This is a genomic window from Endozoicomonas sp. GU-1, from assembly GCF_027366395.1.
Taxonomy (GTDB): Bacteria; Pseudomonadota; Gammaproteobacteria; order Pseudomonadales; family Endozoicomonadaceae; genus Endozoicomonas.
This window is the reverse complement of record NZ_CP114771.1, coordinates 5,486,155-5,499,618: the sequence shown is the minus strand read 5'-3', so window position 1 is coordinate 5,499,618 and position 13,464 is coordinate 5,486,155. Positions and strand designations below refer to the sequence as shown.

Genomic DNA, 13,464 nt, shown 5'->3' with positions numbered 1-13,464 from the left:
CCGGAAGCGGTGCCGTAAAGCGATATTCTCTGAAAGTAAGTAGTCATGCAAATGAAATTCGGTATTCTTGACCGAATGAATTGAAAACTCGTTTTACTTCATGCTCGAACTCCTTAAAGTTCATAATTGACAGCAGATTGAGCCATTCATATTTCACTTTTTTCCAAAGAATCTCAATCAAGTTCAGCTCTGGAGAATAGGTTGGTAAGTAACAGACAATCAACTTCTTCTCAATCATCCAGTCTGCTATTTTTTCTTTGAATTTGTGACTGGTATGAATGCTGGCATTATCAACCATTAAGTAGTTAACCAAATGAAATCATATATTTCTGGCTAAGTGGGCAGTCACTCTGCGGCGTTGCAACTCCGGTCACATAGCTACGGCTATGCTCACTACGTTGCGCCTTGCATAGTAACTGCCCACTTAGCCAGAAATATACGATTCCATTTGGCCAACTACTTACTGCACTGGAAGGGTCTTCTGAAGAAAAACTGGATGAAATTTTAGCCATCTTCCAACAACAGGGCTCACTGTCCAAAAAAATAGTAGAATATAAAATTTCAACGGTTTGACCAGCTAAGCCTTTACCTTCCTGTAAGTGGAAGAGCGGTTATGCTGCATCAGTCAGTGACAGAATGGCCACAGGAGCATAACCCATGACCGTCATAGAAACCGAACTGCGATTGAGTGGTCTGCGCTGTGCCGGCTGTGTTGGCAAAGTAGAAAAGGCCCTGCTTGCGGTGACCGGCGTTACTGCCGCCAGTGTTAATCTTGCCGACCGCACTGCACGGGTTGCCGGAACCGCCTCTTCAGAAGCGTTAGTGAGCGCAGTGGAAAGTGTTGGCTTTGTCGCTGCGCTTGCTTCAGGCGTTCAAACCTCGGCAATGGTTGCCATCACAGCCATGAATTGTGCCTCCTGCGTTGGCAAAATTGAAAAATCACTGCAGGGCATCGATGGGGTTAAGGGAACCGTTAATCTGGCGGATAAAACCGTTCTGCTGGAAAGTACCGGCGGTACGGATCTTCATATAGAGATCCATACCGTGCTTTCTGCGCTGGAACAGGCGGGGTTTCCCGCCACGGTTGTTAACTTTGCAGAAGGGTCATTCGAGCAACAACAGGCTCAGCGGGAAGCAGAAGACAGGCGACGTTATCGCTATCTGCTGAAACATACCGCCATCGCCCTGGGCCTCGGGATACCACTGATGATCTGGGGCATGGTTACCGGCGAGATGGGCGTCAACAGCCCTCAGGAGCAGATTGCCTGGGGTGCGGTTGGCGTTGTTACCGGACTGATTCTGTATTTCTCCGGAGGACACTTCTTCACAGGGCTATGGCAGTCCCTGAAACATCGCAATGCCAATATGGACACGCTGGTAGCACTGGGCACCGGTGCCGCCTGGCTGTTTTCCATGATTGTTGTACTGTTCCCGGACTGGCTGCCCAACAGCGCCCGGCATGTCTATTTTGAAGCTTCCGCCATGATTATCGGCCTGATCAACCTGGGCCAGGCGCTGGAACTGAGAGCCAGGGGCAAAACCAGTGAAGCGGTAAAACGACTGCTTGGGCTTCAGGCCAGAACAGCACGGGTGATTCGTGCTGGCAAAGAGCTGGATATCCCTGTGCAGCAAGTGCGTAAAGGCGACACACTGCGGGTACGCCCCGGCGAGAAGATTCCGGTGGATGGCAGCATTGTCGATGGCACGAGCTTTGTGGATGAATCCATGCTGACCGGTGAGCCTGTCCCTGTAGAAAAGCAGGCGGGTGATGCCATTAGTGCCGGCACCCTGAATAAAAATGGCTCACTGTTGTTTACTGCTGAAAAAGTGGGCAGTGAAACAGCACTCGCCCAGATTATCGCCCTGGTAAAAAAAGCCCAGAGTGCCAAGATGCCGATCGCCCGGCTGGCCGATAAAATTTCCAGCATCTTTGTTCCTGCCGTTATCCTGATCGCCCTGCTGGCGGCAGCAGTCTGGTTTTTTGCAGGACCTGAGCCCAGGGTTGCCCATACGCTGGTGGTCACCACCACGGTATTGATCATTGCCTGCCCATGCGCTCTGGGCCTTGCCACGCCCATGTCAGTGATGGTGGGAGTGGGTAAAGCTGCGGAGCTGGGCATCTTGATTCGTAAAGGTGACGCATTGCAGCAGGCCAGTAAACTGACGACACTGGTTCTGGATAAAACGGGCACCATCACCGAAGGCCGCCCCACCGTGACTGAGATTATCAGCCTGGAGCCATACACCGAAGTCGAACTGTTAACCCTGGCAGCCAGCCTGGAACAGGGCTCTGAACATCCCCTTGCTGAAGCAGTGGTGGCATCCGCCCAGTCAAGGCAGATACCGCTGAAAACCGTTGAGGGTTTTCAGGCCATTCCCGGTCACGGCGTTTCTGGCAACGTCGATGGTCAGGTATTGCTGCTGGGCAATAAAAAATTGATGACCGACAATGGCTGCAACATCGAAAGCCTGGTCGATCAAGCGGAACAGCTGGCAGAACAGGGGCAAACCCCGATGTTTATGGCGATTAATAACAGTCTGGCAGGGATCATCTCCGTTTCAGACCCTATCCGGGCCGACTCACAGACAGCCATCAAACGGCTTCATAAACTGGGTATTACCGTGGTTATGCTCACCGGAGATAACCGGTTAACAGCACAGGCCATTGCCAGACAGGCTGGCATCGATGAGTTCCATGCCGAAGTTCTGCCTGAAGATAAAGCCGGGCATGTGAAAGAACTGCAGCGTCTTCTATCCGGGAGCGGTCATAAAGTGGCTATGGCAGGTGATGGCATCAACGATGCCCCGGCCCTGGCCCAGTCCGATGTTGGCTTTGCCATTGGCACCGGGACCGATGTTGCCATTGAATCGGCGGATGTGACCCTGATGGGCGCATCTCTTCACGGTGTCGCAGATGCTATTGAACTCTCAAGAGCAACACTGAGCAATATCAAACAGAACCTGTTTGGTGCCTTTGTCTACAATTCCTTAGGCATACCCATTGCCGCAGGCATCCTGTTCCCGTTTACCGGCATGCTGCTCAATCCGGTTATCGCCGGTGGTGCCATGGCACTGTCGTCGGTTACCGTGGTGTCCAATGCCAACCGGTTAAGGTGGTTCAAACCATCAACGAGTAAACATCAATTGTCATAAAATCAGGTGACTGGCAATGTCAAGGTAACCTCCAGCCCGCCTTCCGGATGGTTACGAAGTCTGAGGCTGCCACCATGAATCCGCGCCAGGTGGCGAGCGGTGATCAGCCCAAGACCGTTACCGTCCGGGTTCTTCTGGCAGCCGTAGTCCAGCCGGAAATAAGGTTTGAAAATCGTTTCTTCCATCCCCTCTGGAATACCGGGTCCATGATCACGGACAGTAATGATGACCTGATCGGCTAGCCGCTCAATATAAACATTGGCCGGTGCCCCATAAACAATCGCATTGCCAATCAGGTTCTCCAGACACCGTTTAAGCGCCAGCGGTTTGCCGGTGATGTTATAACGCCCGTCACCCTCAGGATGATTCACGAACGGTGTATGCAGCCAGGCCCTCTGCCCAACTGATTGGGCAGCCAGTGTCATGTCATTCAGCATTCTTTCCAGATCAACCACCCGGGGGCTTTCATGGATATCGGTATTGCTGACCACCTGCAGGGCCGACTTGACCATGATTTCCAGGTGTTCCAGATCATGGATAAACGGCTCCCGCTGGGCGTCATCATCCAGCATTTCGGCTCGCAGGCGCAGTCGGGTAATCGGCGTTTTCAGGTCATGGGAAATCCCTGAGAACAGCTGTTTCCGGTCATTCATATAATGACGGATATTCTGCTGCATCTGGTTAAAAGCCCGGGCCGTTCTTTCATACTCCAGACAGCCCTGTTCAGGAATGGCCACAGGCTCCAGATCCCGCCCAAAATCGTTTGCTGCTTTGGATAACGCCGCAAAAGGGCGAACCATAAAATAGATAGCCATGGTCGCAAATACCAGCAGCACCAGCATCCAGATCAAATAGGAAGTTTGCAAAGGTGCCGGGGAGGAGTCATCAGCCGAGAGAATGGATGAGTCTGGCATCAGGGTTGCCAGGTATAGCCACTCACTGTTTTCAAGCTCAACCTGAATCACCAGAACCGGAAGATCCAGAGGCTCAACCAGTAACGTTTCCCGACCCCGGTTATCGGGCAGATCCTGCAGCAGCGTTTGATTATCAAACACCTTCAGCGTTTCCGGCCGGGAAAAAGCCACCTCGACCCGACCACTGATATGATTGGCGTTTTTAAGTACTGCCTTAAAGACATTCACCACCGTTTGATGGGCCAATGAGTTCTCATAAGGCACCAGTTTAATAAACTCCGGATTCAGGGTGATGAAGTAACGGGCTCCTCCCATGTAACGCAGTTTGTTGATAGCGGCCTTGCGGAGTGAGGCAGGCAATGTCACAAAATATTCAGTGGTAGCCGACATACGCAGCGCCACACTGGTTGCAACTCTGGCAAGCGCTTCCTGCCGGTCACTCTCGGTTTCCCGCTCCCAGAGATGATTCACCAGAAGCTGGGAGGTGAACACCAGGGCAAACATCACCATCAGGAAACGGCCGGCCAGCGTCCTTGGTGAGCACTCATGAAGCTGGTGTTTGAGGATTTGCCAATACTCTTTTATGACGCCGCTCATCCTTACGCTCACGAAAGAACAGGCACGGCAGCATCATGGGAAAATCGAACCTCGGTTGCCATCAGGTATCCGGCACCTCGCACGGTTTTGATGATCGCCGGTGACCTGGCATCATCGCCCAGACACTGGCGGAGTCGGCTGATATGGACATCAATAAAACGGTCAAGTGGATCTGAACCGCGCTTGCGGGTTTCGCCCGCAATATACTCACGACTCAACACCCTGCCGGCATTGTTCACAAAGAGCATCAACAAGTTGTAGTCAGCACCAGAAAGCGGCAGGGGTTCCCCTTCCACATCAGACAATGACCGGGTAACCATATCCAGGCAAAGGCCATGAAAACAGCAAAACCGTGAAGGCGGCGGTGCCTCAGCGGTCTGCTCACTGCGCCGGAAAATGGCTTTAATTCGAGCCAGTAGCTCCCTCGGGTTAAAGGGTTTGGCAAGGTAATCGTCTGCCCCGATTTCCAGACCAACAATACGGTCCATTTCATCGGATACGGCAGTGAGCATGATCACAGGGACTTTGGTAAAGGTTCTCAACTGCCGACAGACATCAAAGCCATCGATACCCGGCATCATGATATCCAGCACCACCAGCGCATTCCGGGTTTCTTCCACGGACAGTGATTGGAACCGTTCCAGAAAAGACTCACCATCCGGTGATGTTTCTACAGCAAAACCATGCTTTGTCAGGTATTCAGCCAGTAACTGCCGAATGCCATCATCATCATCCACCACAAAAATCCGGTGCGATGCCCTCATCGTTCCCCCTAACCATATAATTACCACGTCGTCAGTCAGGATTATCCCAATCAGCGCTGAGCAAAACTATTGATCCCTGACAATATGGACGTCGATCGACGTACCTATTTATGACCGCTGTGTTAAGACTTTGTTACATTTCGTTGAGCTGCCTTACCCTAACAGCAAGCACTATTTGGTACCATCAAAACACACAAAAATTCACCGAAGGACAACCATGAAAAAAGTCACAGCAATGGCTGCCATGATGGCAGCGATGACCATTGGCAGTGCCGCTCAGGCCAGCACGACCCTGGGCGTTACCGTTTACAAATACGACGATAACTTTATGGCAAGCGTTCGCCGGGCTATCGAAGCAGAAGCCGGCAAGGTTGACGGTGTTCGACTGCTGATGAACGACTCGCAGAACGATCAGTCCAAGCAGAATGACCAGGTTGACGTTATGCTGGCCAGAGGGGTGGATGCGCTGGCGATAAATCTGGTGGATCCTGCCGCCGCTCCGGTCATCATTCAAAAAGCCAAGTACGACGATGTTCCCATTGTCTTCTACAATAAAGAGCCCACCCCTGAAGCCCTGGCCAGCTATAAGCATGCTTACTACGTTGGCACTGACTCCAAGGAATCAGGCATTATCCAGGGTGAACTGATTGCTGAGCACTGGGCCAAAAACTCAGCCTGGGATCTGAACGGTGATGGCAAGATCCAGTATGTATTACTGAAAGGTGAGCCCGGCCACCCGGACGCAGAAGCAAGAACGTCTTATGTCATTTCTACCCTGAATGACCGGGGCTACCCGACGGCAGAACTCCACATGGATACCGCCATGTGGGATACCGCCATGGCAAAAGACAAGGTTGATGCCTGGATCTCTGGCCCGAATGCCGACAAAATTGAAGTGGTTATCGCCAACAATGATGCCATGGCCATGGGCGCTATCGAGTCCCTGAAAGCCGCCGGTAAATCCGCCATTCCCGTGTTTGGCGTTGATGCCCTGACAGAAGCACTGGCACTGATTAAAGGCGGGCAGATGCAGGGAACCGTACTGAACGACGCCAATAACCAGGCCAAAGCCGCTTTTCAGTTAGCCAACAACCTGGCCAATGGCAAAGCTGCCGGTGAAGGCACCAACTGGAATATCGAAAATAAAATCGTTCGCGTACCTTACGTGGGTGTCGATAAAGACGACTTGTGACAGGCAGGTTAAGGTCTGACTACCCCCTCGTTCCCACGCAGACGCATGGGAACGAGACGAAACCAGCCTGAATCTTTCAACTCCGTTTCTTATTCAAAAGAGCAGCCTCCCGGGCATTTGTGCTGCCTTGCCGGATGCTCTTTCTCTCTGAAAAGTCAGAATGCTATGGATACCAGCAACCATTTGATTAACGACAGTGAATGGCTTCTGGAAATGACCGACATCAGCAAATCATTTCCCGGAGTAAAAGCCCTGGACCGGGTTAATCTAAAAGTGCGTCCTCACTCCGTCCATGCCCTGATGGGGGAAAATGGTGCCGGTAAATCAACACTCTTAAAATGTCTTTTCGGTATTTATGAAAAAGACGAAGGCAGTATTTATTTTCAAGGCAAGCCCACAGAATTTACCTCATCAAAGGAAGCACTCACTCACGGTGTTTCCATGGTGCATCAGGAGCTGAACCAGGTATTGCAATCCAGCGTGATGGACAATGTCTGGTTGGGGCGTTACCCAAAAAAACATGGTTTTATTGATCACAAAACCATGTACGACGAAACCAAAAGGATCTTTGACGAGCTGGATATTGATGTTGATCCAAAAGATAAGGTGGCGGATCTGTCTGTTTCCAAACGACAGATGGTGGAAATTGCCAAGGCATTTTCCTACAACGCCAAAATTGTCATTATGGATGAACCGACTTCGTCCCTGTCAGAAAAAGAAGTCCGCCACCTGTTTACCATCATTAATAAATTAAAAGAGCGTGGCTGCGGTATTGTCTACATCTCCCATAAGATGGAAGAAATTTTTTCTATCTGCGACGACATTACCATACTTCGGGATGGTCAATGGGTGACTACCCGGCCACTGGCAGGTCTGGATATGGACCAGATCATCAGCCTGATGGTGGGGCGGGAACTGACCCAGCGATTCCCTCAGCGGGATCACCAGCCGAAAGAGGTGATCCTTCAGGTTGAGCATTTGACCGCCAAAAACCAGCCCTCCATACAGGATGTCAGCTTTGAACTCCGTAAAGGGGAAATTCTGGGTATCGCCGGTCTGGTGGGTGCCCGTCGTACCGATGTCGTGGAAACCATTTTTGGTATTCGCGATAAAAGCGCGGGCGTTATCAAGCTGCATGGAAAGACACTGGACAATAAGGATGCATACCAGGCCATCCAGAATGGCTTCTCTCTGGTCACCGAAGAGCGACGTGCGACGGGTATCTACGCCACACTTGATATCACCTTTAACGCTCTGATTGCCAATATTGAAAAGTACAAACAACGTTTTGGCTTATTAAGTAATCAGACCATGGGGGCGGATACTCAGTGGGTCATTGATGCCATGAAGGTAAAAACACCCGGTCATAAAACGCACATCGGCTCACTCTCCGGCGGTAACCAACAGAAAGTGGTCATTGGCCGCTGGCTTCTGACCCAACCGGAAATCCTGATGCTGGATGAACCGACCCGGGGGATTGATGTGGGTGCCAAGTTTGAAATCTATCAGCTGATTCTGGACCTGGCGAAAAAGGATAAAGGCATCATTATGATCTCATCAGAAATGCCTGAGTTGCTGGGTGTCACTGACCGCATCATGGTAATGAGTAATGGTCGGGTTGCCGGCATTGTCAATACCCGGGAAACCACGCAGCACGAAATTCTTGAACTGGCTGCACGCTATCTATAACGCATTTTTTATTTACTAAAACGAACAAGGGGAGAGACTGCCATGAGTGTTGCCAGCAGTCTGACGGCGGGAAAACAGCTGAGTGTTCTGCGCCTGGTAAAAGAAGGTGGTATCTATGCGGTGCTACTGATTCTTCTGGCGGTGATCATTATACAAGAACCGTCGTTTGTAAGTTTAAGAAACCTCAGCAATATCCTGACCCAGTCGTCGGTCAGAATTATTATCGCCCTGGGGGTTGCCAGTCTGATCGTTACCCAGGGAACCAACCTTTCTGCCGGTCGTCAGGTTGGTCTGGCAGCGGTCATCTCGGCAACCCTGTTGCAAGCCCTGGAAAATGTCAACAAAGTCTTCCCGGAGCTGGGGCCACTGCCGATCCCTGCCGTTATCATGATTGTCTGTGCCATTGGTGCATTGATTGGTCTGGTGAACGGGCTGGTGGTCGCCTACCTGAAAGTGACGCCGTTCATCGCCACCATGGGTACGATGATTATCGTCTATGGCGTGAACTCCCTCTACTATGACTATGTGGGCGCTTCGCCAGTGGCCGGTTTTGCCTCTCAGTTCTCCGAATTTACCCAGGGCTTTATCCGACTGGGTGACTTCCGGCTTTCCTACATCACCTTCTATGCGGTTATTGCCATTATTTTCAGCTGGGTACTGTGGAACAAAACCGTCTTTGGCAAAAACATCTTTGCCATCGGTGGTAACCCGGAGGCGGCCAAAGTCTCTGGTGTCAACGTACCACTTACCCTGCTGAAGGTGTATGCGCTTTCCGGTGTGTTTTATGCCTTTGCCGGTCTTCTGGAAGCTGGCCGTATCGGCTCTGCCACCAATAACCTGGGTTTTTTGTATGAACTGGATGCCATTGCCGCCTGTGTGGTTGGCGGAGTGTCTTTTGCCGGTGGCGTCGGCAGTATCATGGGCGTGGTCACCGGCGTATTGATCTTTACCATCATTAACTACGGTATGACTTATATCGGCATCAACCCTTACTGGCAGTTTATTATCAAGGGGGGGATTATTATCTTTGCCGTAGCTCTGGATTCCATGAAATACGCCAATAAAAAATAGTCGATAAAACGACGATGTCGAAGCACTGGCTCAGCAGAAAATTGTAGATCACATGGTCTGATCAAGAAACGCAATCACCTGTTCAGCCAGTGCTTCCGGCATTATCTCCACCGATATTTCCAGGTGTCGATGCAACTCACCTCTACCCAGCAGCCCGGATAACATACCCTGCAAACCCCGTTGCTGACGATCGACTTCAAACCAGAGTTTAAGCTGTTGCTCATCGCGCCAGGCAACAATTTCCAGCTCCCGCCAGCGGCCAAGAAACTTCCCGGAGACCGGGATAAATTCAAACTCCTGAACAAACGGCAGCGCAAAGCCACTGGCGGCTTCACACTCCGCCTGGCGCAACTGCAAACCGGCGTTGGTGAGTCCATCAAACAGACCGGCCAGCAATGCATCCGGCCTTACTACCAGCAAGTCAGTATCCGAAGGATCTATGGCAAACTGGATATCCAGCCCGGTTTCCAGCCATACCTTACCCTCGCCCAGGGTAATGGGTGTGTTATAGGGCAAAATAAAACTGGCATTGAATATTCGTTCTTCACCCGGAGCAATGATAAAGGTTTCCGGTAGTGACCACTGGCTCAAAGAGCAGGTCTGTTTTACCTTTTCAGTCACGGTTCCTTCATCACCGCCCTTACGCTTTTCCAGCTCGGCAAAATATTGGCAGCAGATATTCAGATAGATGTTATCAATCTGTTGTTCAGCGGCACCCCCGTTAACCCGAATGGTGAAATCCACCCGTTTACCCGGAATCAACTCTGGCTGCTCGAGCACGGCATCCACTTTGGCGGCACCTATCGACAACGACGCCATTGCTTTTTTCAGTAGTGACATAGATATACAACAACAAAACAGTAAAATCAGTCTGTGCAGCTGATCATTGATGATCAGAACACAATTCATATTGGCCAAAGTCGCCCATGATAAGCCCCATTTCCTGCCCGTCAAACTCTCTTCACTGACTCAGCCGGGCAGCGAGTCATTCATTATTCTGACCAGGTTCCGGCAGGTTATGTGCAGCTATATGTGCGTCAGTTTCTGCATAGGAGAGTATTTCTCTACAGCCACTCAGCGGACAGTACACAAACAACCTGCCAATCTCATCCATGCTGGAAATATCGTAGTTTTCCAGTTTCTTGTCATCGCCACACCGACGATTGGGACAGCGTTGTTCATTACTGATCCAGCACTGGTTACAAACCCGGTGGCCGCAAACCGTAACTTTGGTACCCTGCAAAAAATAAATATTACACCCTGAGCACGTCGCTCTGGATGACAGCGTCTCCATAAGCTCTTTGTCATCAAGGCTCCTCTTGGCTATGGTCGCCATATTACCTGCTGAAGTCACGACATAATCCAGTTTCATCCCGGGCATACAGTTCACTTGTCAATACTGTGTGATCGCAAAAAACCGGTACCTTCAGTGCGCAGCAAAAACATGTATGCGACGATCTTTTCTTTTTAGTAGACGGTAGTCTGGTATGGTTCTTTGCGATCACCAAGGAGGGTTGGTATTTCTCCATATACTGTACATCATGGGTCATTACCTGAAAGCCTCTTCCACAGGTTTCGGTCAGTTCAGTTCAGCAGCCAATGTCAGGTAATAAGGTACCGATGTACGCACTGTTCGGACAGCACTCAAGATAGTCAGCGAGTTCTGTTTTGAAATCTGGCATTGAAGGATCCCCTGTTTTTTTTAAGAGCAAGTCTCACTTTCAGCCCCATTAGCCTGTCGGACTGAAGACTGTCCTTCCCGGGCAATACTGACTTGCTTTGTTATTTTTTATGCCAATACTGCCCAGTCACTGAGCGATGTTCAATATATTTAACAGGGGTTAATTGACCGGCGGTTACAGGGCTTTATCTGTTATGTCTCCTGAACACAGAGCAAAAAAATCATTCAAAAATATTTTTTAGATGAAAAAACTAATAAAAATTCATATTCAAGATAAAATCCTGTGAAAATTGATGTTAAATATTGTTATATCCCAATTTAATAGGATCATGGAGTTGAATATGCGGATAGGTATTCCCAAGGAAATCAAGAATCACGAGTACCGCGTAGGCCTGACCCCGGCTGCTGTTAAAGAGCTTGTTCACAACGGACACGAGGTGTTTGTTGAAGACCAGGCCGGTAATGGCGTCGGTTTCTTCAATGAGGACTATCTGGCCTCAGGTGCCAAAATCCTGGACACGGCGGAAGCGGTTTTTCAGGCAGCTGAGCTTATCGTGAAAGTAAAAGAGCCCCAGGCTGTTGAGCGCACCAGACTGCAACCCCACCACACACTGTTCACCTATCTGCACCTGGCACCAGATGTGCCTCAGACCACAGACCTGATCAATTCCGGGGCAACCTGTATCGCTTACGAAACCGTAACCGATGCCCGGGGGCGTTTGCCACTCCTGGCCCCCATGTCTGAAGTGGCCGGGCGCATGTCTATCCAGGCCGGTGCACGATGTCTGGAAAAATCCATGGCCGGACGCGGTATGCTGCTTGGCGGGGTTCCCGGCGTTGAACCTGCCAAGGTGGTCATTATCGGTGCCGGGGTTGTTGGCCAGAATGCCACGGCGATGGCAGTCGGCATGGGTGCCGAGGTGGTGGTACTTGACCGTTCAGTGGATGCCCTGCGCTGGCTGGATGCCCAATATGGCAACCGTATTCGTACCGTTTACTCCACCTCCCAGTCTATTGAGCAGCATGTGCTCTCCGCTGACCTGGTCATTGGCAGTGTCCTGCTGCCCGGAGCAGCAGCGCCCAAGCTCATCACCCATGAGCTGGTTAGCAGGATGAAATCAGGCTCTGTTATTGTCGATGTAGCCATTGATCAGGGTGGCTGCGCAGAAACTTCCGTGGCGACTACCCATGCCGAACCGACCTTTATCGTTGATGAAGTGGTGCATTACTGCGTTGCCAACATGCCCGGGGCGGTCGCCCGTACTTCTACCCTGGCCCTGAACAATGCAACACTGCCTTATGTTCTTCAGATTGCCAACAAAGGGACTCGCAAGGCTCTGGAAGATAATCCTCACCTGTTGGCAGGCCTGAATGTTTGCCGGGGTGTTGTTACCTGTGAAAGCGTTGCCCAGGCACAAAATCTGCCTTACAAACCAGCAGCCCTGGTGCTGACTGAGATTTAACCGGCGCTGAAAATCCATATCTGATGGTTGCTGACTCCAGGTGACATCTCCACATCTGTCGAATGCCCCAGGGTGTGGAGGCGTGACCAGGAGACAGCACTTTTACAAGTGGCTCCCTGCGTCCTGCCGCTCATCCCTGAAAACCCGCACACTCTGTCAAAAATCAGTCTTACTGACACCTGCCCAAAAGATTTCCCAACAGGCTCCTGCAACGGGCAAGCACAGCACTATACTCAGTAGAAATTCCCATTAAAGGGAATCAAACATCACTAAACACCATGGATGGAGAATTACCATGATAAGGCAACTCAAAATAACCGCCCTTCTGACAGCAGCCCTTCTGACAACAGCCTGCGGCTTAAAGCAAACCAGCAGTGAAATGGCCGCCAGTGATTACCAATCAACCAATAGCATTTTCGACTGTGATTTTGGCCCCTTCTGTGCTTTTACGGAAAAGCCGCCCAAGGCCATATATTTTGATTTTGGAACTTCGGTTCTTGATATGGAAGATCGCAAGTTACTGGATACGGTGGCAGAACACATGGGTGATTCCAGGCGTATCGAACTCACGGGCTATACCTGCAAAATTGGTTCAAACCGGGCAAACCAGAATCTTTCTGAGAGTCGGGCCCTCGCTGTAAAAGCGTACCTGATGCATAAAGGTATCGAAGAAGAGCGTATTACAACGTCGGGTAAAGGCAAACACAGCCCCGCTACCCTCAACAGCAAAGGAAGTGACCGTTCGCAGAATCGTCGGGTTGAGATGAGGATCTTTCGTTAATCGTTTCTGATTGGATTGGACTACACGGTTAGTCTTCAAAAAGGTACCGGTCAGACGGTACCTTTTTTTATGTACAGGGATGTACAGTATCCTGGAAATGCAGGAGCAATTTCCAGGGAATGTACAGGGATGTACAGTATCCTGGAAATGCAGGAGCAA

At 50.7% G+C, this 13,464-nt stretch carries 11 protein-coding genes; 6 read left to right on the top strand and 5 right to left on the bottom strand.

Annotated elements, in window-relative coordinates:
* Positions 1-43 precede the first annotated feature (43 nt).
* Positions 44-298 (bottom strand): transposase, encoded by a 255-nt coding sequence (locus tag O3276_RS23090; RefSeq protein ID WP_269673407.1) that lies wholly within the window; start codon positions 296-298, stop codon positions 44-46.
* A gap of 359 nt (positions 299-657) precedes the next feature.
* On the opposite strand from O3276_RS23090, the gene O3276_RS23085 reads away from it, so the two are divergent.
* Positions 658-3,153, top strand: coding sequence for a heavy metal translocating P-type ATPase (locus O3276_RS23085; RefSeq protein WP_269673406.1), 2,496 nt, complete (start codon positions 658-660; stop codon positions 3,151-3,153).
* A gap of 2 nt (positions 3,154-3,155) precedes the next feature.
* Here the strand turns inward: O3276_RS23085 and O3276_RS23080 are convergent, their stop codons facing one another.
* Complete coding sequence (locus tag O3276_RS23080) at positions 3,156-4,664, bottom strand: ATP-binding protein (RefSeq protein ID WP_269673405.1); 1,509 nt, start codon at positions 4,662-4,664, stop codon at positions 3,156-3,158.
* 8 nt (positions 4,665-4,672) lie between these two features.
* Entirely contained in the window at positions 4,673-5,428 is a 756-nt protein-coding gene (locus tag O3276_RS23075; RefSeq protein ID WP_269673404.1) for a response regulator, read from the bottom strand.
* A 217-nt stretch (positions 5,429-5,645) separates the two neighbouring features.
* On the opposite strand from O3276_RS23075, the gene mglB reads away from it, so the two are divergent.
* The 3 genes from mglB to mglC all read left to right on the top strand — a co-directional run bounded on the left by mglB (position 5,646) and on the right by mglC (position 9,380).
* On the top strand, positions 5,646-6,620 hold the full coding sequence (gene mglB / locus O3276_RS23070) for a galactose/glucose ABC transporter substrate-binding protein MglB (RefSeq protein ID WP_269673403.1): 975 nt from the start codon (positions 5,646-5,648) through the stop codon (positions 6,618-6,620).
* A 165-nt stretch (positions 6,621-6,785) separates the two neighbouring features.
* Positions 6,786-8,309: a galactose/methyl galactoside ABC transporter ATP-binding protein MglA gene (gene mglA, locus O3276_RS23065; RefSeq protein WP_269673402.1), complete on the top strand. Its 1,524-nt coding sequence runs from the start codon at positions 6,786-6,788 to the stop codon at positions 8,307-8,309.
* A gap of 42 nt (positions 8,310-8,351) precedes the next feature.
* Entirely contained in the window at positions 8,352-9,380 is a 1,029-nt protein-coding gene (gene mglC, locus O3276_RS23060; RefSeq protein WP_269673401.1) for a galactose/methyl galactoside ABC transporter permease MglC, read from the top strand.
* A gap of 48 nt (positions 9,381-9,428) precedes the next feature.
* Here mglC and O3276_RS23055 read toward each other — a convergent pair whose 3' ends face one another.
* Complete coding sequence (locus O3276_RS23055) at positions 9,429-10,220, bottom strand: sporulation protein (RefSeq protein WP_269673400.1); 792 nt, start codon at positions 10,218-10,220, stop codon at positions 9,429-9,431.
* Positions 10,221-10,365: 145 nt separating this feature from the next.
* Positions 10,366-10,761: a hypothetical protein gene (locus O3276_RS23050; RefSeq protein WP_269673399.1), complete on the bottom strand. Its 396-nt coding sequence runs from the start codon at positions 10,759-10,761 to the stop codon at positions 10,366-10,368.
* Between the two features lie 641 nt (positions 10,762-11,402).
* On the opposite strand from O3276_RS23050, the gene ald reads away from it, so the two are divergent.
* Complete coding sequence (ald, locus tag O3276_RS23045) at positions 11,403-12,524, top strand: alanine dehydrogenase (protein WP_269673398.1); 1,122 nt, start codon at positions 11,403-11,405, stop codon at positions 12,522-12,524.
* Positions 12,525-12,819: 295 nt separating this feature from the next.
* A complete protein-coding gene (locus O3276_RS23040) occupies positions 12,820-13,305 on the top strand; it encodes an OmpA family protein (protein ID WP_269673397.1) in 486 nt (161 codons plus the stop codon).
* The last annotated feature ends 159 nt before the right edge of the window (positions 13,306-13,464 follow it).

Coding starts and splice junctions, on each gene's coding strand:
- O3276_RS23090 (WP_269673407.1), bottom strand. CDS start 298: ATGGTTGATAATGCCAGCATTCATACCAGTCACAAATTCAAAGAAAAA.
- O3276_RS23085 (WP_269673406.1), top strand. CDS start 658: ATGACCGTCATAGAAACCGAACTGCGATTGAGTGGTCTGCGCTGTGCC.
- O3276_RS23080 (WP_269673405.1), bottom strand. CDS start 4,664: ATGAGCGGCGTCATAAAAGAGTATTGGCAAATCCTCAAACACCAGCTT.
- O3276_RS23075 (WP_269673404.1), bottom strand. CDS start 5,428: ATGAGGGCATCGCACCGGATTTTTGTGGTGGATGATGATGATGGCATT.
- mglB (WP_269673403.1), top strand. CDS start 5,646: ATGAAAAAAGTCACAGCAATGGCTGCCATGATGGCAGCGATGACCATT.
- mglA (WP_269673402.1), top strand. CDS start 6,786: ATGGATACCAGCAACCATTTGATTAACGACAGTGAATGGCTTCTGGAA.
- mglC (WP_269673401.1), top strand. CDS start 8,352: ATGAGTGTTGCCAGCAGTCTGACGGCGGGAAAACAGCTGAGTGTTCTG.
- O3276_RS23055 (WP_269673400.1), bottom strand. CDS start 10,220: ATGTCACTACTGAAAAAAGCAATGGCGTCGTTGTCGATAGGTGCCGCC.
- O3276_RS23050 (WP_269673399.1), bottom strand. CDS start 10,761: ATGCCCGGGATGAAACTGGATTATGTCGTGACTTCAGCAGGTAATATG.
- ald (WP_269673398.1), top strand. CDS start 11,403: ATGCGGATAGGTATTCCCAAGGAAATCAAGAATCACGAGTACCGCGTA.
- O3276_RS23040 (WP_269673397.1), top strand. CDS start 12,820: ATGATAAGGCAACTCAAAATAACCGCCCTTCTGACAGCAGCCCTTCTG.